This is a genomic window from Chryseobacterium gleum (genome assembly GCF_900636535.1).
In the GTDB taxonomy this organism is placed as follows: Bacteria; Bacteroidota; Bacteroidia; order Flavobacteriales; family Weeksellaceae; genus Chryseobacterium; species Chryseobacterium gleum.
Map to the genome: position 1 here is coordinate 3651430 of NZ_LR134289.1, position 22194 is coordinate 3673623.

21 protein-coding genes are annotated in these 22194 nt (G+C 37.8%); 14 read left to right on the plus strand and 7 right to left on the minus strand.

Features of this window, described 5'->3' with window-relative positions; translation table 11 throughout:
- Positions 1-6: 6 nt before the first annotated feature.
- From EL165_RS16625 to EL165_RS16635, 3 genes are all read right to left on the minus strand, one after another.
- The gene (locus EL165_RS16625) at positions 7-2529 is read right to left on the minus strand and encodes a beta strand repeat-containing protein (protein WP_002982298.1); all 2523 of its coding nucleotides are present in this window, start codon (positions 2527-2529) and stop codon (positions 7-9) included.
- A 6-nt stretch (positions 2530-2535) separates the two neighbouring features.
- The gene (locus EL165_RS16630) at positions 2536-3009 is read right to left on the minus strand and encodes a T9SS type A sorting domain-containing protein (RefSeq protein ID WP_002982301.1); all 474 of its coding nucleotides are present in this window, start codon (positions 3007-3009) and stop codon (positions 2536-2538) included.
- 157 nt (positions 3010-3166) lie between these two features.
- Entirely contained in the window at positions 3167-3874 is a 708-nt protein-coding gene (locus EL165_RS16635; RefSeq protein ID WP_041461963.1) for a LytR/AlgR family response regulator transcription factor, read from the minus strand.
- A 193-nt stretch (positions 3875-4067) separates the two neighbouring features.
- On the opposite strand from EL165_RS16635, the gene hflX reads away from it, so the two are divergent.
- The 9 genes from hflX (at position 4068) to EL165_RS16680 (ending at position 13548) form a co-directional block, all read left to right on the plus strand.
- The gene (gene hflX, locus EL165_RS16640) at positions 4068-5291 is read left to right on the plus strand and encodes a GTPase HflX (RefSeq protein ID WP_002982307.1); all 1224 of its coding nucleotides are present in this window, start codon (positions 4068-4070) and stop codon (positions 5289-5291) included.
- Positions 5291-5926, plus strand: coding sequence for a DUF4919 domain-containing protein (locus tag EL165_RS16645; RefSeq protein WP_002982309.1), 636 nt, complete (start codon positions 5291-5293; stop codon positions 5924-5926). Before hflX ends, EL165_RS16645 begins: the two co-directional genes overlap by 1 nt.
- Positions 5927-5948: 22 nt before the next feature.
- Positions 5949-7235, plus strand: a complete 1287-nt coding sequence (locus EL165_RS16650) for a cation:proton antiporter (protein ID WP_002982311.1) — start codon at positions 5949-5951, stop codon at positions 7233-7235.
- Positions 7236-7255: 20 nt separating this feature from the next.
- Positions 7256-7972 carry a DNA alkylation repair protein gene (locus EL165_RS16655; protein WP_002982315.1) on the plus strand — a complete coding sequence of 239 codons (717 nt, stop codon included), beginning with the start codon at positions 7256-7258 and terminating at the stop codon, positions 7970-7972.
- A 133-nt stretch (positions 7973-8105) separates the two neighbouring features.
- The gene (locus EL165_RS16660; protein WP_002982318.1) at positions 8106-8774 is read left to right on the plus strand and encodes a hypothetical protein; all 669 of its coding nucleotides are present in this window, start codon (positions 8106-8108) and stop codon (positions 8772-8774) included.
- Positions 8775-8791: 17 nt separating this feature from the next.
- Complete coding sequence (locus tag EL165_RS16665) at positions 8792-10810, plus strand: hypothetical protein (protein WP_002982321.1); 2019 nt, start codon at positions 8792-8794, stop codon at positions 10808-10810.
- On the plus strand, positions 10811-12049 hold the full coding sequence (locus EL165_RS16670) for a hypothetical protein (protein WP_002982325.1): 1239 nt from the start codon (positions 10811-10813) through the stop codon (positions 12047-12049). It abuts the gene before it with no gap.
- A gap of 23 nt (positions 12050-12072) precedes the next feature.
- Positions 12073-12411 carry a DUF6122 family protein gene (locus EL165_RS16675; protein WP_002982328.1) on the plus strand — a complete coding sequence of 113 codons (339 nt, stop codon included), beginning with the start codon at positions 12073-12075 and terminating at the stop codon, positions 12409-12411.
- 66 nt (positions 12412-12477) lie between these two features.
- Entirely contained in the window at positions 12478-13548 is a 1071-nt protein-coding gene (locus EL165_RS16680; RefSeq protein WP_002982331.1) for a calcium:cation antiporter, read from the plus strand.
- An 82-nt stretch (positions 13549-13630) separates the two neighbouring features.
- Here EL165_RS16680 and EL165_RS16685 read toward each other — a convergent pair whose 3' ends face one another.
- Positions 13631-14011 (minus strand): group III truncated hemoglobin, encoded by a 381-nt coding sequence (locus EL165_RS16685; RefSeq protein ID WP_002982336.1) that lies wholly within the window; start codon positions 14009-14011, stop codon positions 13631-13633.
- A 110-nt stretch (positions 14012-14121) separates the two neighbouring features.
- Between EL165_RS16685 and EL165_RS16690 the strand changes: the two genes are divergently transcribed.
- The 3 genes from EL165_RS16690 (at position 14122) to EL165_RS16700 (ending at position 16148) form a co-directional block, all read left to right on the plus strand.
- Positions 14122-15093, plus strand: coding sequence for an ion channel (locus EL165_RS16690; protein WP_002982338.1), 972 nt, complete (start codon positions 14122-14124; stop codon positions 15091-15093).
- Entirely contained in the window at positions 15094-15582 is a 489-nt protein-coding gene (locus tag EL165_RS16695) for a YkgJ family cysteine cluster protein (protein ID WP_002982340.1), read from the plus strand. It abuts the gene before it with no gap.
- Between the two features lie 266 nt (positions 15583-15848).
- A complete protein-coding gene (locus EL165_RS16700) occupies positions 15849-16148 on the plus strand; it encodes a hypothetical protein (RefSeq protein ID WP_041461964.1) in 300 nt (99 codons plus the stop codon).
- 246 nt (positions 16149-16394) lie between these two features.
- On the opposite strand, the gene gdhA is transcribed toward EL165_RS16700, so the two are convergent.
- The 3 genes from gdhA to EL165_RS16715 form a co-directional block, all read right to left on the minus strand.
- On the minus strand, positions 16395-17753 hold the full coding sequence (gene gdhA, locus EL165_RS16705; protein WP_002982346.1) for an NADP-specific glutamate dehydrogenase: 1359 nt from the start codon (positions 17751-17753) through the stop codon (positions 16395-16397).
- A gap of 190 nt (positions 17754-17943) precedes the next feature.
- On the minus strand, positions 17944-19053 hold the full coding sequence (dprA, locus tag EL165_RS16710) for a DNA-processing protein DprA (RefSeq protein WP_002982349.1): 1110 nt from the start codon (positions 19051-19053) through the stop codon (positions 17944-17946).
- 33 nt (positions 19054-19086) lie between these two features.
- Positions 19087-19854: a rhomboid family intramembrane serine protease gene (locus EL165_RS16715; protein WP_002982351.1), complete on the minus strand. Its 768-nt coding sequence runs from the start codon at positions 19852-19854 to the stop codon at positions 19087-19089.
- 248 nt (positions 19855-20102) lie between these two features.
- Between EL165_RS16715 and EL165_RS16720 the strand changes: the two genes are divergently transcribed.
- Positions 20103-21029, plus strand: coding sequence for a DUF3078 domain-containing protein (locus EL165_RS16720; RefSeq protein ID WP_002982354.1), 927 nt, complete (start codon positions 20103-20105; stop codon positions 21027-21029).
- A gap of 228 nt (positions 21030-21257) precedes the next feature.
- Complete coding sequence (locus EL165_RS16725; RefSeq protein ID WP_002982357.1) at positions 21258-22181, plus strand: DUF3078 domain-containing protein; 924 nt, start codon at positions 21258-21260, stop codon at positions 22179-22181.
- Positions 22182-22194 lie beyond the last annotated feature (13 nt).

Consider the following 22194-nt stretch of genomic DNA (forward strand, 5'->3'; position numbering starts at 1 on the left):
GACGGTTTATTTTATGTTGACTAATACTTGAATTTTTCCGATCTCTTTCTGGTCATAATCCTGAAGCGCTTTTCCGATGACTTGTCCTATTTTTACCTTTTTAATACTGGCTTTCATTGCAACACCTGGCTTAGATGAAGTTACCAATAAGTCACCTCTTTTTATTTTTCCGTTCTCAAGACATACCTTGGTAGGAATGACACCAATGACTCCCATGGGAGCTTTATTGGAAATATCAGTTTCAATATTTTCCTCTGTGAGAAGTACACCAGGTTTTGTGGCATACACTCCGGCAACAAGATTTGAATAGGGAGTTGAAGACTTTTCAACGGTTCTGTCTGCGCTGGTTGAGATTACAAGAATATCTCCGGGTTCATACTGAGAAATGTTTCCGTTTACATCAAATGCTTCAGCAACGTCGGCACCACTGTTTTGTGTACCTCCGTTAAAAAATCCCTGCCCGGCAGAATTGATTCTGGCCACATTCACTGTACCTGGATTTCCAGATTTAAATACCGCAATAGATCCGTTGCTATGGGTTTCTACTGTAAGAGGCGGGTTTGTATTGGCCGTATTAAAATTAACAAATCTTGCAGCCCGGCCATTACCGAAATTAGGTACCCATGCAAAAATGGCATTTCCTGTTCCGTCTGCCGTAGTTTCCACTCCGTCTCCGCTATTTGAGGCATTGGCGGTGATACCATTACCGTTACCATCTGCAATGGCAATCAGTGCAGGGCCATTTCCGGCAGGATTGGAAGCGTGGAATAACCCTGCATATCCTCCGGTTCCGGAAGATACTCCATAAATTCCTGCTGTACCGAAATTGGCAAACTGTGAATTGACTTCACCTCTTACCGCAGCCGAAGTTCCGGTCACTTTATCTACCTTAAAGTTCCCTGCTATACCGTTTCCCACTGTCTTCACTGTTATGACATCGCTTGTATTAGCGTCGTTGAAAATTTCAAATCTTCCGGCACGTCCTGTAGAAAAAGAAGGAACCCATGCATAGAGGGCATTTCCGGCTCCATCAATATTGGTCTCGACTCCATTTCCGTCTTTACCCGCATTGGCAGTGATCGCATTTCTGTTCCCGTCTGTAAGCGCAATTAATGAAGCTCCGTTTCCGGCAGGGTTTGATGCATAAAATAAACCTGCACGTCCCCCGGTACCTGAAGAAACTCCAAAAATAGCGGCCGCCCCGAAATTCCCGAAAATAGTATTGACTTCCCCTCTTACCGCTGCTCCCACACTATTGGTATTATTGAGTATAAAAGAAGCAGCATTACCTTTGGTATTATCAGGGATGTTTCCATTTCCGTTAGATGTCACTTCAAAAGTATTGGCATCAATATTTGTATTGTTGAAATTTTCAAATCTTCCGGCACGTCCGGTACTGTTGTTTATTCCTACCTGTCCGTAAACACCGATACCGGTTCCGGATGTGCTGGTGGCAACAAAACCTCTCACACCATATCCGCCTCCGTCATTTCTTCCCACAACGGCTCCGGCAATGTCACTGGTAGTTCTACCCACTATTGCTTCGCCTCCTCCGTTGTTATCACCTACGACACCGGCAGAAGTCTGTGCAGAAGTTATTCCGTGCAGTCCGAATCCTGCTCCTGTAGAGCTTCTTACTCCGGCTCCGTTTCCTGAAGTGGTAACATTTATAACCGTACCATTCCCTACACTGGATGCACTGAGGGCAACATTATTATTTGCATTGTTGAAAATTGAAATGCTTGCAGGAATTCCGTTATTACTGGTAGCAGTAAGACCGGTTCCTGTATTACTGTTGGCATAAACCCCGGTTCCGTTGGCGCTGGCATTACCATATACTCCTAAACCATTTGGAGTAACACCATATACACCCCAGCCGCTTCCGGCCTGGCTTCCATAAACTCCTATGCCTAATCCTCCGGTACCGTTATTGATTCCACGAACAGCTGAAGAAAAACCCCCAGGTGCTGTATTGGTAACAACACCTCGTACTGCTGCAATATTGGAAGTTGTAGTACTATTATTGCCTTCCAGAGATGTTCCGTCACCATCATTGGTTAATGAAAATAAAGTTGAGGCATTATTGACGGTATTGGTATAGGGGATTGTGAAGCTTCCTCCTCCTCCACCGGCAGATTTGGCATACATGGCATAAGGAACACTCAGTAACTGGCTGGTTCCTGATATGGTATAATTGGTTCCTCCGGCAGGATCTGTTTCTGTTTTTAAATAATAGCTTCCCGCAGGCCAGTCAATAGTAGAGAATGTTCCGGTAAGTACAGTTCCCGTTCCTATTTCAAGACTGATAAGCCCGTTAGCATTGGTGTTTCCGGTAAGTCTTTCAGAGTAAACTGCGGCTCCGGCAGGTGATCCCTGTAAAATACTTACTTTCACAGCAACAGCCTGGTTGGCTAAAAGTTGTCCGGAACCATTTCTCATGACAGCCTGGTAGCTCATTTTTTCCGGAGCCTGAGACAGTCCCATGAAGAAACCGGTCAGGATCCAGAACAGTGATAATATTTTTTTCATGGCGTTTTATTTTTTAATGACTTTGAAAGTTTTAATATTTTCTCCATTTTGCGTAATCCTGATGATGTACATAGCGGAAGACAGTGAGGAGAAATTAAGCTCAGATTTTGATTGTGAAATCTTGTCTTTTTTTACCAGTTTTCCCTGGCCATCGAAGAGCTGATATTCTGATCCTTTAAAATTATTTGAGGTGAAATCCAGATACAGATAATCCCTGAAAGGATTAGGGTATAGCAAAATGCCAGACAATTCAGAAGGATTTTCAATAGTGGTAAGGGTGATGATTTCGTAAGGCTGTTGAACGCCTTCCAGTACTTGCCCTGTTCCTTTTTCCAGATAGGCCGTCTGGCCTACGCTGTAAGAAACAAAACCATTAGCTGCTGATGCATCCAATCCGGTTGCCAACACTGCAGATTGAGCGTGCAGTATGGGGATGGAAAAGACAGACAGAATAATACAGTAAATAGATATTCTTTCCATGGATAACAGTTTTTGGTGATTAATGTGTTTTCTGAGGGGAATTTGGGAAGACTAAATTAGTACCTATCTCAATCATATGACAGGAAAATAGACCAACGGCAGAAATAATCGACCAATGGCATTTTTATGAATGAACGCTGGGTTTTTGTATAAACTTTTAAGGATTGAAAAAGGAGAGATTATCCTTGTAGGTTCGGCCGATAGGTAGTTTTATTTGATGGGTAAGTTCTATTTCATGACAGCTTTTACCACGGATAAGATGGCGGGGGACGGCATAGCTTCTGTGGATTCTGACAAAGGAATCAAAACAGTTTTTTTGCAGAAGGTTTCCCAGGGAATTTAAGATACAGTGTTTTTTTTCAAGAGTAATGATCCTTGTATAATCTTTCAGAGCTTCCAGGTACAGGATATCTTTCATTTTAATCTGGAAAATATGTCCACCTTCTTTTATTTTAATGCAGTTTTCACCTATCATGGCATCATAGCAGGCGCATTTTTCCTTTACTTCAAAAAAATCAAAAAGCTTCTCCATAGAGTAATGAAAGCGTTCTGCCGTAAGGGGTTTGGTAATAAAATCTAAAGTATTGATTTCAAAGGCGCCCGCTGCCAGCTCAGGATGAGAGCTTACGAAAATACACGCGGGGATCTTGTGAGCCAGTTTTCTGAATTCTAGTCCGTTCATGCCGCCTAAATTGGTTTCGGTAATGAGAAAATCAATAGGGAGGTCAAGATAAGGAATAGCCTTTTCTGCAGAGTCAAAAGAGGCAACAACTTCAATATTCTGATATTGCCTGATATAATGCTGAAGAACCAGCCTGTCCAGTTCATCATCATCAATAATCATACATCTGATATGCGTAATCATGATATTCCGGAGATTAGTTTTTAATTTAAATGATTAAAAATCAGAAATTTATTATATAAAGTTATGGTTTTTTTATACATCTTCCATCAGCTAACTTAAATTTATATTAAAATATGTTATTAAATAAAAATTGATTTTGTTTTTTTTCTGAAAAATATTAACTTGTAAAAATCATAAACATAGACAGAACTTAATGCTAGAAAAGAAAGAACATAACTATGAGAAAGCGGTCCTGGTGGGTGTTATTACCCAGAATCAGGACGAAGAAAAACTGACGGAGTATTTAGATGAACTTGAGTTTTTAGCTTTCACAGCAGGAGCAACCGTACAAAAACGTTTTACCCAAAAACTGACTCAGCCTGACTCCAAAACCTTTATCGGAAGCGGAAAAGCCATTGAGATAAAAGAATACGTAAAAGAAAACGAGATAGGAACAGTCATTTTCGATGATGAACTTTCACCTTCACAGCTTAAAAACCTTGAAAGAGAAATGGAAGTTAAAATCCTTGATCGTACCAACCTTATTCTTGATATTTTTGCCCAGAGAGCACAGACTTCTTACGCAAGAACTCAGGTAGAATTAGCCCAGTATCAATATCTTTTACCACGATTAACAAGAATGTGGACCCACCTTGAGCGTCAGAAAGGGGGGATTGGGATGAGAGGTCCTGGTGAGACCGAAATTGAGACTGACCGTCGTATTATCCGTGACAGAATTACCTTACTGAAAGATAAACTTAAGACCATTGACAAGCAGATGGCTACCCAGCGTAACAACCGTGGAAAGGTAGTTCGTGCCGCTCTGGTGGGATATACCAACGTAGGAAAATCTACTTTGATGAATTCTATTTCAAAATCTGAAGTTTTTGCAGAAAACAAATTATTTGCAACACTGGATACCACAGTAAGAAAAGTAGTGATCGGAAATCTGCCGTTTCTTCTTACAGATACGGTAGGATTCATTAGGAAATTACCTACTCAGCTGGTAGAATCATTTAAATCTACTCTGGATGAGGTTCGTGAAGCAGATCTTCTGATTCATGTGGTAGACATTTCTCATGAAAGTTTTGAAGATCATATTGAATCTGTAAATCATATCCTGATGGAAATCAACGCACATCAGAAACCAATGATTATGGTTTTCAATAAAATTGATGATTTCAGCTATGAGAAAAAGGATGAAGATGATCTTACACCTTCAACCCGTAAAAATATTTCACTGGAAGAATGGAAAAAAACATGGATGGCAAAATCAAAATACCCAACGGTTTTCATTTCTGCCTTAACGAAGGAAAATTTCCCGGAAATGAAGAAAATGATCTACGATGAGGTCATGAAAATTCATATTTCCAGATTCCCGTACAATGATTTCCTTTTCGAATATTTCGATGATGAGGAAGAAGAAAGCAACAATTAATGAAATATCACTTTTTCCTTTTATTCCTACTGTTTTCGGTTTTTGGGTTCAGCCAGAAATCAAAAATTGATTTAAAAGCTATTGAGAAAAGTCTCAAAAATCCTGATTCTCCATACAATTACGAGAAACTTATTTTTAAATTTAAAGGATATCCGAAGTCTTTAGACAGTATAGAATCACAATATCTGTACTACGGAAGAAACTTCAGAAATGATAAGATAAGCACATCAGAAGACAGCTTTAAAAATCTTGTGGATGCTTTTAAGCAGAATAACTTTGCAGACTGCATCAAGCAGGGAAAAGCATTGTATGACAAAGATCCTACCAACCTGGACATTTTGCTTATCCTACTCAGAGCATATGATTCTTTAAAGGATGGAAATAACTTTATCCATCACCTGAATCAGTTTCGTGCACTTACTGAAGGCATAAAAGGTTCAGGAGATGGGAAATCTGAAAAGACAGCTTATATTGTCAATTCTGTAGGGGACGAATATATCCTGCTCAACATCCTGAATGTAGGACAGTATTATAAAAGAAGCTCAAAGCCGGCCAAAGATGGCATGTTTGACATCTGGGAAAAAGATGGGAAGCAGATTTATATTAAAATACTTTATTTGGAACTAACCAATTAATCTCAAAATAAAAAAACACTTAGTGGAATTATATTATTCATTTTCAGCATTAATCGTATTAGCATCAATATTTGCCTATCTTAACTACAGGTTTTTAAAACTTCCGAGTACTATCGGAATTATGGTGATCGCTATCGTGGTTTCCATTTTCCTGGTAATGTTCGGGGAAACAGTACTTCCGAGAACTTTCGGACACCTTCACAACCTGATGAACAGCATCGACTTTACAGAGGTTTTGATGGGAGCTATGCTTAATTTTCTTCTTTTTGCGGGAGGAATCCATATTAACATTAACGACCTGAAGGAGCAGTTCCGGCCGGTATTGATATTTTCTACGGTAGGTGTTGTTATTTCCACTTTTGTAGTAGGTTTCGGGATGTTTTATTTATTACCTTATGTAGGGATTAATCTTCCTTTCATCTACTGTCTCGTTTTTGGAGCGCTGATTTCGCCTACAGATCCTGTTGCGGTTCTGAGTGTCCTGAAACAGGCAAATGTTTCCAAATCATTGGAGACAAAGGTTGCCGGAGAATCCCTTTTCAATGATGGTATGGCCGTAGTGGTTTTCACTGTTGTCCTGCAGCTTGCCATTGGAAATGAAGTGGATCTTGGAGTTGAAAACATTGGTTTGCTGCTGCTGAGAGAAGCCGGAGGAGGGGTTTTACTGGGAGGATTGCTTGGATGGGTGACTTCCAGACTGATGCGTGAAGTGGATGATTATATTATCTCCGTACTGGTAACACTTTCCGTTGTGATGGGAGGTTATCTTATTGCAAGACAAATGCATATCTCAGGGCCACTGACGATGGTTGCCGCCGGATTATTTATGGGGAATTTTAATGTGAGATTTAAAATGAAATCCATTACTCAGGACTACCTGATCAAATTCTGGGAACTGATAGATGAAATCCTGAATGCCGTATTATTCCTGTTCATCGGTTTTGAGCTTCTGATGATTAAGGACCTCAGACATTTCATGATTCCTGGTCTGGTTGCTATTGTGGTCGTTTTATTGGCAAGATTTATTTCTATCTGGGGACCTTCAAAATTTACTTCTCTGAGAAGAAGTTTCAGTCCGCAGACCGTAAAAGTACTGGTTTGGGGAGGAATCCGTGGAGGCGTGTCTATTGCATTGGCGATGTCTATTCCTAAAAGTGAATACAGCCAGATTATTTTAAGTATTACCTACTGTGTCGTGGTCTTCTCAATCATTGTTCAGGGACTTACCATTGCTAAAGTGGCCAATCCTAATAAGATTGCCAAGGAGGAAGAAGAGCAGGAGAATATTGCTGTAGAAGAGAAAGCTTAAACATAACAGCTATTCGGAATATGAGTATTGTAAAAGAGATACAGGAAGCATTAGCTGTTCTTTCCATTCCTGAAAAGGCAGCATTCTTTCCGAGATTTTTTAAAACCGGAAAAGGAGAATATGGCGAAGGGGATTTGTTTTTGGGCGTAAAAGTTCCGGACCAGCGCTCAGTGGCAAAGGAATATTATCATAAAATAAGCCTGCAGGAACTCAGCATCTTACTTTCTTCAGAATACCATGAGCATAGATTAACAGCTCTTTTTATGCTGATTTCAAAATTTGAAAAAACAAAAGATAAAGCTGTAAAAGAAGAAGTGGTCGCTTTTTATCTTGATCATCTTCCTTATGTCAATAACTGGGATCTGGTAGATTCTACCTGTTACAAAATTTTAGGCAGGTATGCTTTTGAAAATCAGAAAGAAAATCTCCTTAGGGAACTTTCAGAATCTGAAGAAATGTGGCATAAGAGAATCGCTGTTGTTGGGACGATGCATTATATAAAAAAAGGTTCATTTGACCTTACAAAAGAATTCGTAACCAGAAATATGAAGCATCCTCATGACCTGATGCATAAGGCAAACGGATGGCTGCTTAGAGAAATGGGAAATAAGAATGAAGGCGAACTGATCAGCTATCTGAATTCATATTACAAAGAAATGCCGAGAACCTGCCTTCGGTATGCTATTGAAAAACTGGACGAAGATCTTCGTCTGGACTATCTCAAAGGACGTGTTTAAAAAATAATATACGGAAGCAATACCGTATTTCCCCTGAAAAAGTACCGGGAAACAGCTATTTTATGCCCAAAAAATCAAAGATTGTAAGGATGTAAGGCCGGAATTGAGTAATTTTGTGCTTTTAAACCCAATCATGAAAAATTTTCTCAGATTATTTCTTCTATTTGTACCTTTATTATTTCTGACAAGCTGCTTCGATATTCTTGATAAAGTGAACGTGAAAGCCGACGGTACGGGAGAATATACCATAATTCTTAACGCCAGCAAAAGCAAAACAAGACTCGCATCAATTTCCAAAATGGAAACCATCAACGGAAAAAAGGTTCCCAAAAAAGCGGAGATTGAAAACAAGATCAATGAAGCCGCAAAAATTTTTAAAGCAACTCCCGGAATCAGCAATGTGAAAACATCCATGGATTTTGATAATTACATCATCAGACTCAGCTGTAATTTTAAAAAAATTGAAAACATCAATGCCGGCCTGGAAAAACTTAAAGCTCAGAAAATTTTAGGTAAAATGATCCCTACACAAGTTTATGGTCAGAATCTTGAAAAAAAGACATTCACCAGAAATAAAGTGAATACTTTCAAAGCCGATTACGACAAACTGAGTAAGGCAGACAAAGAAGTTTTTAATGATGCGAAATATACTTCCATCATCCAATTTGAAACTCCGGTGAAATCCCAAAGCAATAATAATTATATACTTTCACCGAATAAAAAAGCACTCAAACTGGATGCTGATATCCTGGATCTGATCCTTCAGAAAAAACAAATCCAAAACACAATTCTTTTTCAATAAATTTCTAAACTATAGTCATGAAATCTATCTTATTAAAAATACAAAAAATTATTTTCGTACTTTTTGGCTTTACGTTGTGCTTAGCCCAGAACAGCATGAAAATCCCGACTGATGCCGTATTTTATATGGAGGTCAACGGAAAGCAGCTGAATAATAAAATCAACTGGAATAAACTGAATCCTTTGCTGCATGAGCTCAGCAAAAAAAGCAAAGAAAACCTTTCATGGACGGATTATTCCAAAACAGGAATCAAATATGACGCTGTACAATACCATTATGCAAGTTTTAATGATTCTATTAAGACCTATAATACCCACTTTATCATTGATAATAAAGAAAAGTTCCGGGAATTCATTAATTCAGTGAAGAAAAAAGGACAGGAAGTCTCCAGCAGAAAAAACTATTCTTATGTTGATATCAATGATGATGTTTTTGTGGCATGGAACGGAAGCCGTGCGGTTCTCAGCATGATCAGCTATACCAGGCCATATAAAGATATCTGGGCTACAGAAGCCGTTGCAGACAGTACTTCGGTGGCAGTTGCAGACAGCGTTGCTGTAGATGCCGGGGATACAGCTTATACGGATGAACCGGAAAAACCATTTGATTATAAAGAGGAAATCAAAAACCTGAAAGAGGATATTAAGTATCTGAAAGAAAGTATTAAAGATAACAACAACGAAATCGCAAGAATTCAGAAGGATATCAAATATCTGCAAAAGCATCATAAATATCCTGAAGAAAAGGAAAACGCTGAAAGTCCTGAAAATGGAGAAGAAATGCCTGATACCGCTTATGATGAGGAAGAAGAAAAAGCCTATCAAAAAGAGCAGGATTCTATCCGTAGAGAAAACTTCATGGTCATTAAAAAGAATGCGGAAGAAAGGTTTGATCAATACTTCAGTTCCAATTTAGAAATTGAAGTTCCTAAAGAAATGTTGAAATTCCGGGACTCCAATTCTGATGTTTTTGTGTACACGGATTACGGAAGAATTGTGAATGAAGGCATCTATGGCAAGATGACAAAGTTCTATAGCTATGATAAGTTTTTCAGGAATATGTATGATTCCAATTATTCTTACAATCTGTATTTCGACAAAGATAAAGTAAGGCTGGTTAATAATTATCAGCATAAAAATACTGATATTCAAAAGAATATAGAGGCCGTTTATAAAGGTAAGAAAAACAAAAAGCTGCTGGAGCTGATCAATGAAAAAAGTGTTGGTTACTATGCCATGAACGTCAATGGGGCAAAATGCTTTGATATGATGTACAGCCTTCTTCAGAGTTCCGGAGAAAATGAGTACAAAAAAGAAATGGAGCTGATCATGGAAACCATGAAGATTGTTCTGGATGAAGAAGCTATTACGAAAATAGCTCCCGGAAACGGAATATTCGTTTTGAATGAACTGAAATCCAAGACAGTAGAATATACAGATTACGAATATGATGCTGACTTCAATGAAAAAGAAGTAAAGAAAACCAAGGAGATCGCTGTTCCTAACTTCACTTTCGCCTTTGCAACGGAAAATGAAGGATACTGGAACCGTATTTTTGATGTGCTGGCGACCAACAAGAAATTTTCCAAAAGATTCTCTAAAAAAGGAAATCTGTACACTTTCAAAGAAGAAAAAGACGGAGGATATATCGACCAGCTGTTTTTTACGGTAAAAGATGGGGTAGTATACCTGATGAGCTCTGCCGACAATATTTTATCTGTAAACCAATCTGATATTTCCAGAAAATGGGCAAAAGACTCGGCGAAATATCCTTTGTCAGGAAGACTGGATATCAGGAAGCTTTTGACGGGATTAGATAAAGAATTCAAGAGCGCGAAAGAAAGAAGAGCATTGGATGCTGTCAGAAAAAATGTGGGAGAGTTGTATTATAAAACAGAAGTAAAAGGAGAAAGCATCCAGACCGAAATGGATTATAATATCAAAGATTCTTCAGAAAACAGTTTAATGTATTTCTTTGATATATTCGATCAGGTTTTTAAAACAAAAGAAACAGAAAAGAAGCCACAAATTTTATAGATGAATAAAAAGAAGATTATTGTCCCATTACTTTTATTGCTGGCTGTTGCAGTATATTTTATAGTTTTTCATAAGGATAAAAGACTAAGATATATTCCTCAGAATGTAGATGCAGTTGTTTTAATTGACACTAAGAAATTAACGGGACAATATCTCTTCAGCTGGCTTACACATCCCTCAGTATGGTCCGGGAGTAGAGCAAAAAGCAAAAGCTCCGGCCCTGCCAGAGACTCAGGAATCAGAATTCCTGATTTTTTACAGATTTTCCACATTAAAAATACCAGATTCTCTGAATGGTATACCATTTTAGAACTTAAAGATTCACAGAAATTCATTGCCAGTTTAAAGAAGAAAAAGTTTACGGATAAAGGAAATAACAGCTTTCAGAAGGGGCAGATTTTCTTTAGGATAGAAAATAACATTTGTATTGCAGGAACTTCTGATTCTGCTTTTAAAATCATTCGGAAACAGGTTCTTCAACCTTCTGCAAATCATATTTGGGATGCAGATCAGTTTATTCACAATACATTGGGAAGTATTTCATTCATTTCCGGGCAGAAAATTCAAAATTTTTCTATTGAACTGAATGATGATGAAATTGAGATCAGGAATAATCCAGATATTGAAATATTTGACGCAATATTTTCAAAACTTCAGAAAGAAAATCATTTTCTTGAACTGGAACTGGACAAAGAAAACATCAGAAATTTTACCCGTTTTTTCAAAAAAGGCATTGCGGATTCCTTACAGGCAAATTCCCTGAAAGCTATCGCTGATCTGGAGCAGGTCAACGATACCATTATCAGTTATGAATATGATGACAACTTTAATGAAGTGGAAAAAAAGACCTTTCAGAAGATTACGCAGCCTAATTATCTTATTGATATTGAAAGTGATAATTCCGTAAAAATGTGGGAGTATTTCCAATCTAAGAAATGGATTAATAGCGAAAACGAATTCACGGCTATTCCTTTTCAGCCCAATAAGATCAGCTCAAATAATAATGAAATTGTCATACAATCGACCAGGAAACCAGTAAAGTTATCACCTCAGTTAAACGAAAATTATTTCCTGATCAGGAATAATGCCTTGCTGTATTCATCTTTAAAATCATTGACTGACAGTGAGAAAAAGATCATTTCAGATATTGACTATATCCTGTATGGAAATAAAGCACAGAATTATTGGGTAAAAATAAAAGCAAAGAAAGGAGATTTACCCCTAATTTTACGGTGGTAATCTAAACTGAAAATATAGCATTAATGGCTCCATCCGAAATTGCTCTGCTTAAAACGTGTATACATTATTTTTTACATTTTGTATTTCCGGTATTTATAGCATTGATTTTTTATCCTAAACACTGGAAAAAAGTGTATCTCATTTTATTGGCAACAATGCTGGTAGATCTGGACCATCTTTTTGCCAATCCTGTTTTTGACCCGTCAAGGGAAAGTATTGGTTTCCATTTTTTACATTCTTATTATGCCATTGCGGTGTATTTTTTGATGTTGTTTTTCAGAGGCAATATCAGAATTATAGGAATTGGTCTTCTGTTTCATATGTTAACAGATTATCAGGACTTTAACTTCTGGCCTCATTAAAATAACATTAATAATTTCTTTTGATATTGAAAATATTATAGATTTTTTGTATTTTGTAGTCACTTTATGAGACTTAAAGAATTCTTACATTACACTTATATTTTTCCTCTCCTTGCGGTAGGGTACTACTTTTCCGGATTGATGGGAACGGGAGTTTTTTATGATATACTTGCCGGTATTTTGTTAATCGGAAGTGTTTTATCAGCAGTACATCATGCTGAAGTTGTAGCCCATAAAGTAGGTGAGCCTTTTGGGACTATTATCCTTGCTCTTTGTATCACCATTATTGAAGTAGCGTTGATCATCTCGCTGATGGTTGCCGGCGGAGATCAGGCGATCACGCTGGCCAGAGATACCGTTTTTGCTGCCGTAATGCTTATTCTTAACGGAATTCTGGGAATATGTATTCTTGTTGGGGGCGTTAAATACCACGAGCAGTTTTTTGCAAGAACCTCAGCCACTACTTATCTGGTAAGTATTGTTTCCATTCTGGTGCTTACACTGGTCCTTCCCAATTTTACTTCAAGTGTTAACGGACCTTTCTATAACGAAGCTCAGCTTATTTTTATATCCATCGCCTGTCTTATCATTTATGGGATCTTCCTGATGGTTCAGACGGTGCGTCACAGAAGCTACTTTATTGTTCCCGATGAACATCCGGAAGAGCATTATATTCCTACCTTGGCCAAAACACTGATAAGCTTTGTTTTCCTGCTTGTTTGTCTGGCAATTGTAGTGCTTATGGCAAAAGGATTATCAGATACGATTGAGAGTATGGTAAGAAGCTTGGGAGCACCCAAATCTCTTGTAGGGGTAATTATTGCAGCTGTTGTTCTCCTTCCTGAAGGTGTAGCTGCTATCCGGGCAGCACGTGCAAATCAGATTCAGTCCAGCTTAAACCTGGCATTAGGATCTGCGTTGGCAAGTATAGGATTAACGATTCCTGCAGTTTCAGTGGTGTGTATTATGTATGATATACCATTGGTGCTTGGTCTGGATAAAAAAGACGTTATTTTGCTCTCTTTATCCGTGTTTATCGTAATGCTTTCCCTTAGTCGCGGAAAAACCAACATTCTGTATGGGACCGTATTATTAGTGAATCTGGCTGCTTATATCTTTACAGTAATCGTTCCTTAAAAGAGAAAAGGCAAAAGGACAAATCGCAGAAAAGTAAAGTGAATCTGTTTATTTAGTATCCCGCATCCCGAATATATTTCCCTTACAGTCTTCTGGCCAGATCCATTTTGAAAGCCATCAGCTTTGCTATATTTTCTGATTTGTAAATCGCCATGTCAGCATTTTCTCCCACAAAGTTTTCTTCAATCGTAGTTCTCCAGAGTTCGAGCCATCTGTTAAAATGTTTCTGTTCCATGGCCTGTATCTCATTAATCGGGAAGTGGACTCCCATCGGATTTCCTTTATAAGTCATCTGTCCAAAAAGGATAGATTCCCAGAAAGAGTACATCTTAGGAAGATGTTTATCCCAATCTACTTTAGCAATATCATTAAAAAAGAATCCTATGGTTTCATCTTTAACTACCTTTGCGTAAAATGAGTTGACAAGGCGTTCAATGTCCTCTCTTGATTCCAGTTTTTTCATACTTCAAATGTACTCCAAAATCGATTTAAAACTCAAATGAATCAATTGATAAAATTCATCAAAACAATATTTTATCTTTGCACCACAAACGGTAAGAAAATGCTATAAAAATGACAGGAGGATTCAGAAAAAAGATCCGTCAGAAAAATGCGGAGAACAGTGGTTTCGGAACCAATGCATCCGGAAGATTCATCAATAAGGACGGTCTCCCGAATGTCCAGAGAAGAGGTGTGAACGTCTTCAACAGGTTAAGCTGGTATCACACCATGCTGAATCTTTCTTCATTCCGTTTCATTTCCTATCTGGTTATTGCTTATGTTCTGGTAAACCTGGCTTTCGCCATGATCTATTATCTGATAGGAGTGGAACATCTTACCGGCATCGACAAAAGTGATCCGCTAAACGAGTTTATTGATGTTTTTTTCTTCAGTTCCCAGACCTTTACCACAGTCGGGTACGGAAGAATAGCACCGGTAGGCTTTTTGGCGAGCCTTGTGGCGACCTTTGAAGCTTTTCTGGGATTGCTTACCTTTGCCATCGCAACAGGTCTTTTTTACGGAAGGTTTTCAAGGCCGCGGGCCTATCTTAGATTCTCGGATATTGCGCTTATTGCTCCTTTTCAGGAATCTTCCGCATTAATGTTCAGGCTTGCCCCCTATAAAAATAATGCATTAACGGATGCTGATGTTATCCTGTCTGCAGCTATTGAAGTTATAGAAAATGGAGTAGCCAAAAGCAATTTTTACAGGCTTGAAACCCAATTAAGTAAGATTAATACCTTAGCACTCAACTGGACTGTAGTGCATAAAATTGATGAGAATTCGCCGTTTTACGGTTTTTCCGAAGAGGATTTTAAAAATACGGATATTGAACTTATTGTGCAGGTGCGTGCATTTGATGAAGTGTTTTCAAATACTGTAGTACAAAGGTCTTCGTATACTACAGGGGAAATTGTATACGGTGCAAAATTTGTCCCGATGTATTACCCCAATAAAGAAAATCTTTCAACGATACTGGATCTGGATAAAATTAATGAATACAGGAAAGAAGAGCTCCCGGATTTCGTAAGAAATAAAGAATAGATGAACTTAGATTTTTATAAAAAACAGGCTATACAAAAGCAGAAAGAACACAAAAAATTTCTGGACGGATTAAAGAAAAAACCGCCCAAAAATCTCGATTATATAGTGCAGGAAACCCATGATGAAGTTTTTGAAGAGATAGATTGCCTGCAGTGTGCTAATTGCTGTAAGACAACCGGCCCTCTTTATACAGAGAAAGATATTGAACGCATTGCCAAACATCTGCGAATGAAACCTGCAGACTTTGAAGCAAAATTTTTAAGAGTGGATGAGGACAATGATAAAGTACTGCAGAATCTTCCTTGTTTTTTCCTGAATAATGATAATACCTGCTCTATTTACGATGTAAGACCAAAAGCCTGTCGTGAATATCCGCATACAGACCGGAAAAAAATCTATCAGATTAATAATTTAATGCTGAAAAATACAGTGATCTGCCCGGCAGCATTTGAATTTGTAGAAAAGATGATGAAGAATATTGCGAAATAGCCTTGTGGGAAGGAAGATGGAAGGCAATCATTGTTGATAATAAAACTGTTATTTTTTGATTTTAAACTTAACGAATCTTCTGTTAGGTTGTTATTTCTAATCTAAAAAGCTTCCAGCTTCCAGCGTCACTCTTCCAGCCAAACCAAACAAATTTATATTTGTAAATTCCTCTTAAATAATCATAAAGTCCGTTAAATAAGCTATTTATGCATAATTTTATAAATGATGCTTCGTTTAAGTTAAACAATCATTTAAATATTATCATTATGAAAAAGTTATTTTTAACGGCAGCGTTTACCTTAGTCGGAGTAATCGCAGTATCAGCACAATCAACCACTCAGAAGCCGGCCGATACTTCTACTAATAACACTACGACAACTCAAACTCAACAACCGAATACCCAGACTACAAGTCCTTCGGATCCGAAAACTCAGGAAAAATCACCTGCAACTACAACGGAGACAGCGCCTGCAACAGATCCGTCAGTAAGTACAACACCTACTGATGCAACCAAGCCTGCAGATACTCCTAAAGAGGAAAAGAAAGATAAGAAAAAGAAAAAGTAAAAGCACTTTAGCAAACACTAGTCGGAATCCTGAAATCTTGTATTTCAGGATTTTTTGTTTATTTTATTTTATCAACTGGGCGCATTTTAAAGATGAAAATATGGACCAGTGCCTTTCATTGCACAATAAAAAAAGCGCTGCATATAGCAGCGCTTTCTCCTTTCACTTTTTACTTTTTTCCCATTATCCCGGGAACAGGCTATATCAAAAAAGGTCGGGAATTTCTCCCAACCTTTGTATTTTTTGTTACACCACTCCTTGAGCCAACATTGCTTCTGCTACTTTTACGAAGCCGGCAATATTTGCACCTTTTACGTAGTTTACATAACCGTCTTCGTCTTTTCCGTAGTCTCTGCAAGCCTTATGGATACCAATCATGATTTCCTTTAATCTTGCATCAACTTCTTCAGAAGTCCAGTTAAGACGGATAGAGTTCTGAGTCATTTCTAATCCTGATGTTGCAACACCTCCGGCATTGGAAGCTTTACCAGGAGAGAATAATACTTTATTATCTAAGAAATAGTTGATGGCATCTAATGTAGAAGGCATGTTAGCTGCTTCAGTAACACAGATACATCCGTTTTCAACTAATTTTCTTGCATCATCTAAATCCAATTCGTTTTGGGTTGCAGAAGGGAATGCAACATCACATTTTACTTCCCAAGGACGTTTTCCGGAGTGGAATTCAGCAGATGGATATTTTTTAGCATAATCCTCAGCTCTGTTGTTTCCTGAAGATCTAAGTTCTAATAAATAATCGATCTTTTCTCCGCTGATACCATCTTTATCATAGATATATCCGTCAGGACCAGAGATTGTTACAACTTTAGCACCCAGTTCAGTTGCTTTTTTGATAACTCCCCATGCAACGTTTCCGAAACCTGACACGGTTACAGTTTTTCCCTGGAAATCTTGTCCGATTGTTTTAAGCATCTGCTCAGCGAAGTATACTACACCATATCCAGTAGCTTCAGGACGGATCAGTGAACCTCCGTAAGCAAGACCTTTTCCTGTAAGAACTCCGGTAAATTCATTTCTGATTTTCTTGTATTGTCCGAATAAATATCCGATTTCTCTTGCTCCAACTCCGATATCTCCTGCAGGAACGTCTGTTTCAGGACCAACGTGCTTACATAATTCTGTCATGAAGGCCTGGCAGAAACGCATTACCTCCATATCAGATTTTCCTTGCGGATCGAAATCTGAACCTCCTTTACCACCTCCCATTGGAAGCGTTGTTAAAGAGTTTTTAAATACCTGCTCGAAAGCTAAGAACTTAAGAACGGATAAGTTTACAGTAGGGTGGAAACGGATTCCTCCTTTATATGGTCCAATAGCAGAGTTCATCTGAATTCTGAAACCTCTGTTAACCTGAATTTCTCCTTTGTCATCAACCCATGGAACTCTGAAAATAATGATTCTTTCAGCTTCAGCCATTCTTTCAAGCAGCTTCATTCCGGTATATTCTTTTTTCGTAGCAATGAATGGAATTACTGTTACGGCAACTTCTTTTACAGCCTGTAAAAACTCCGGTTCGTTAGGATTTTTTGCTTCAATTTTTGCAATAAACTCTTGGATTTTCTGGTCAATATTATATTGTTCCATATATTAAGGTTGAATATTATTGTCAACAAATTTAATTTTTTTTTCAAGATTCACAACACTATATTTTAACATTGTTAAAAATTAAATAATAATGTTTCGTAATATTATTAAATTGATAATTTGTCTTTAAATTTTATTAAAAATGAAATGTTATGTGTGAAATAATGCAATATTAAGAAATCGTTAAATATCAAATCGCTATGAATTGCCTCCCGGAAAACGATTTTACTTTCCCTAAAAGCTCCAATTCCAAAATTATCGGTAAGATTTTGTGAGTAGAAATATCAATCTTTTGTGCAAGATCATCCAAAGAAATATGTGGGTTGTCTTTAATGGATTGATATATTGTGTTTTGATTTTCAGATAGTTGCGTAATGGTCTCGCTATAAGGAAATAACTCTTCTGTTTTTTCTTTAGGATCATTAAACCCCAATAGACGGACAAGATCTTTGATGGTAGAAATTGCTGTTGCTTTATTATGGAAAATCAACTGATTACATCCCTGACTAGACACCTCTGTAATTTTTCCAGGCAGCGCAAAAACATCGCGGTTGTAATCATTGGCAAAGGATGCTGTGCTTACGGAACCGCCGCCAAAACCGGTTTCCACTACGATTGTAGAAGGAGATAATCCGGCAACAATTCTGTTTCTCTGAATGAAGTTCTCCCGGTCTGGTTTTCTTGAAGAACTGAACTCCGTTATGAGTGCACCTCCTTCATTTAAAATTTTCTCAGAAAGCCTTCTGTTTTTTGCAGGATATAAATATTGAAAACCATGTGCAAGAACCGCTATAGTTGGTTTCCGGTAATGAAGGGACTGTTCATGAACTTCTTTATCAACGCCTAAAGCGAGACCGCTTACAGAGGCGTATTTTGAAAATTGGGTTGCTTCAAAGAAATTTTCAATAAACAGCCGGCCATATTCTGTCATATTCCGGGTGCCTACAATACTTACTTTTGGCAGTATATTATTAAGTTCTCCTTTTTGATAAAGAATAGCAGGTGCATCATTACATTCATTAAGCAGGAAAGGGAGTTCCCTATGATGTTTCAGCCTGATTCTGATATTATTTTTTTCGCAAAAATTTAATTCTTCTTCTGCGAATTTCAAATGAGCTGCATTTCCAATATCGGAAACGGTTTTTTGTCCTATTCCTTCGAGCTTCTTATACTCTTTTTTTGCTCTTTTCCATGCTTCCCGGGCGCTTCCGAAAGTACGGACAAGTTTATGAAATTGAATATCGCCAATCTGGCTGCACTCGCGGAGGGCGATAGCATATAAGTATTCTTCGGAGATCATCTGTGTTTTTTTTCAAATGTAGTGAAATAACTTTTATCTTTTCCTCAATTCATCCAAATGATCCCAGATATCATCTTTTTTCTTGTACGGAAGCTCCATAAAATCTTCAGGATGATTTTCCTTGTATTCCTGCCACAACTTATCATCCTTTTCACTATAGTAATTCGGGAACTCCCAGATGAATTTTTTCTTTTTTTCGCCAACATTTTTAAAAGCAAAGGCGATGATACTTCCCACTACCGCTCCGGAAAGGTGTGCCTGCCATGAAATCTTACTGGGCTCCTCCATATTGTAGAAAAGCTCTTCCGGAAGCATTCCCCATACCAAACTTCCATAATACAGCACAACAAGCATCGAAATGGTCAGAAGTTTCGTATTCCACTTGAATACCCCACTGAAAAAAAGGAAAAAAGCAAGTACATATACCACACCACTGGCTCCGATGGTACAGGTATACATATATTCTCCGGTGAGAATGTCAATGGGAGGAAGAAGCCAAACCAAAAGCCCCGTTGCCAGCCATCCGATAATAAAAACCTTGTTGGCGACCAATGGATAGAACTGATACAGCAGAAACATTAGTGCTGCAATCGGAATGGAGTTTCCTATGATATGGTCAATATTTCCATGTAAAAGAGGAGATGTAATGATACCAAGCAATCCCTCAGGTAAAAGAGGAATAATGGCTCCAAAACAGCTTTGAAAGAAGCCCTGCATTTGTAAAAAATACCCGAACCACATTGCCGAAAGCATCAGCAGCGGGTATATAATCGCTCTTTTGGAAATTACATTCTTAAACATGGGGATTTTACGTCAAATCAAAAGCCAATGATAAATTTCGGAAAATTTGTCGATGAATGGGCTTCTAGTTACCTGATTTTAAGACAAAAGGTATCAAATTTAATTTTTAAACTTATTATTTGACATTGATTTTACTGAAATACCTTGTTGTTAGTTAATTAAACTTTATTGAAATGGAATTCTTTGAAGCTGAATATATCGTTTAAAAAATTATATTAATACTTTTGTATTGAAAATTATTTAGAGTAATGAAGAAGTTTTTATTGATTCTTTCCTTTTTTGTAGGAATGTATGCAAGTGCTCAAGAAGAATTAAAGAAAGATTCCGTGGTGACAGACACCGTAAAATACTGGTCAGTAATAGGAAAAAACACATTGATGATTAACCAGGCTGCGTTTTCAAACTGGGTTGGAGGGGGAGCCAACAATGTAGGGTGGCTTGCCGGTGTCAATTACAATCTGACCTATGAAAAGGATAAAGACCTTTGGGAAAATATCATCATTCTTGGATATGGACAGAATGATACAAAAGGGCAGGGAATTAGAAAAACACAGGACATCATTAACGTTTCTACCAATTATGGGCAAAAATTCTCAAAAAGTTGGTATTTCTCTATGGGAGCAGGATTTCAATCACAGTTTGCTGCAGGATATGAGGATGGAAATAATCCTGAAGCAAAAAAAATATCTAATTTTATGGCACCAGGTTACCTGAATGTCGGGATGGGGATCACGTACAGACCCAATGATGATCTTACAGTCACCTTACGTCCAACCAACGCCAGATGGACGTTTGTATTGGACAAAGACCTTCAGACAGCGGGAAGCTACGGTTTAAAGAATGATGGCGATACTTCATTACTGCAATTCGGTTTTCTGGGAACGGCAATATACAAATTAAAAATCATGGAAGATATTTATCTTACCAATACAGCGTCTGTCTTCTCGAATTACCTTGACCATCCGGACAGATTGGTTCTGGCTTACGGAGCTTTGCTGAACCTGAAAGTAAACAAATATATTTCCTCTAATGTGACCTTAGATTTGCTGTACGATCATAATCAGATAGAAAAGACACAGCTGAAACAAACCTTGGGAATAGGGTTCGCTTATACGCTGGACAACGGTGTAAAACGTTCTGACCGGAAAGACAGTCAGTGGTGGATCAAAAAGTAACAAAGAATTAATTATCCATTATAAGAAAGCACTTCAGAAATGAGGTGTTTTTTGTTTTTAAAAGATTGTAATTTTAAGTTGACTTAAGTTTGAGATATACTGTGTTTACAGTTAAATGATTTATTTTCATAATGTTATAGGGGTAAATCCGGTGGTATTAAATTCATTTTAAAGTGAATTTTATAAAGACGTAGATTATTATTTATACATTTGTAATAAATCAACATTATGAAAAAACTTTTATTGATCAGCTCTATCTCTTTCGGAGCTTTAGCGCTTGCTCAGGAGACTAAAACAGATGCACCGGCATCAGACACTGTGAAAGCCTGGTCTATTCAGGGACAAAATACATTAATGCTTAATCAGGCTGCCTTTTCCAACTGGGTAGGAGGTGGAGCCAACAACGTAGGATGGCTTGCCGGTATTAATTACAATCTTACTTACGAAAAAGGAAAGGATCTTTGGGAGAATATTATTATTCTGGGTTATGGACAAAATAATACTCAGGGAACAGGAGTAAGAAAAACACAGGACGTTATTAATCTTTCAACCAATTATGGTAGAGAATTTGCCAAACACTGGTATTTCTCTGCGGGTGCAGGTCTTCAGACCCAGTTTGCTCCCGGATATGAAGATGGAAATAATCCGGATGCTGCCAAAATTTCGAACTTTATGGCGCCTGGTTATTTGAATTTAGGAGCTGGTGTCACATACCGTCCCAATGATAATCTTACGGTAACCTTACGTCCGGCCAATGCCAGATGGACATTTGTTTTAGACAAAGACCTTCAGAAAGCAGGAACGTATGGTCTTAAAAATGATGGAGATTCTTCCCTTTTCCAGTTCGGTTTTTTGGGTACTGCTATGTATAAGCTGAAAATTATGGAGAACATCACCCTGTTAAATACAGCATCTGTCTTCTCAAACTACCTTGATCACCCGGACAGGCTTGTTCTCGGATATAGCGGAGTTTTAAGCATGAAGATCAATAAATACATTTCTACCAACGTTACCCTTGATCTGTTGTATGACCATAATCAGATATGGAAAACACAGTTGAAACAGACATTAGGGGTAGGTCTTGCCTATAATATAGATAATGGCAAAAAGCGTTCAGATAATAAGGACAATCAAAGCTGGTTAAAAAAATAAGACGACTATCACA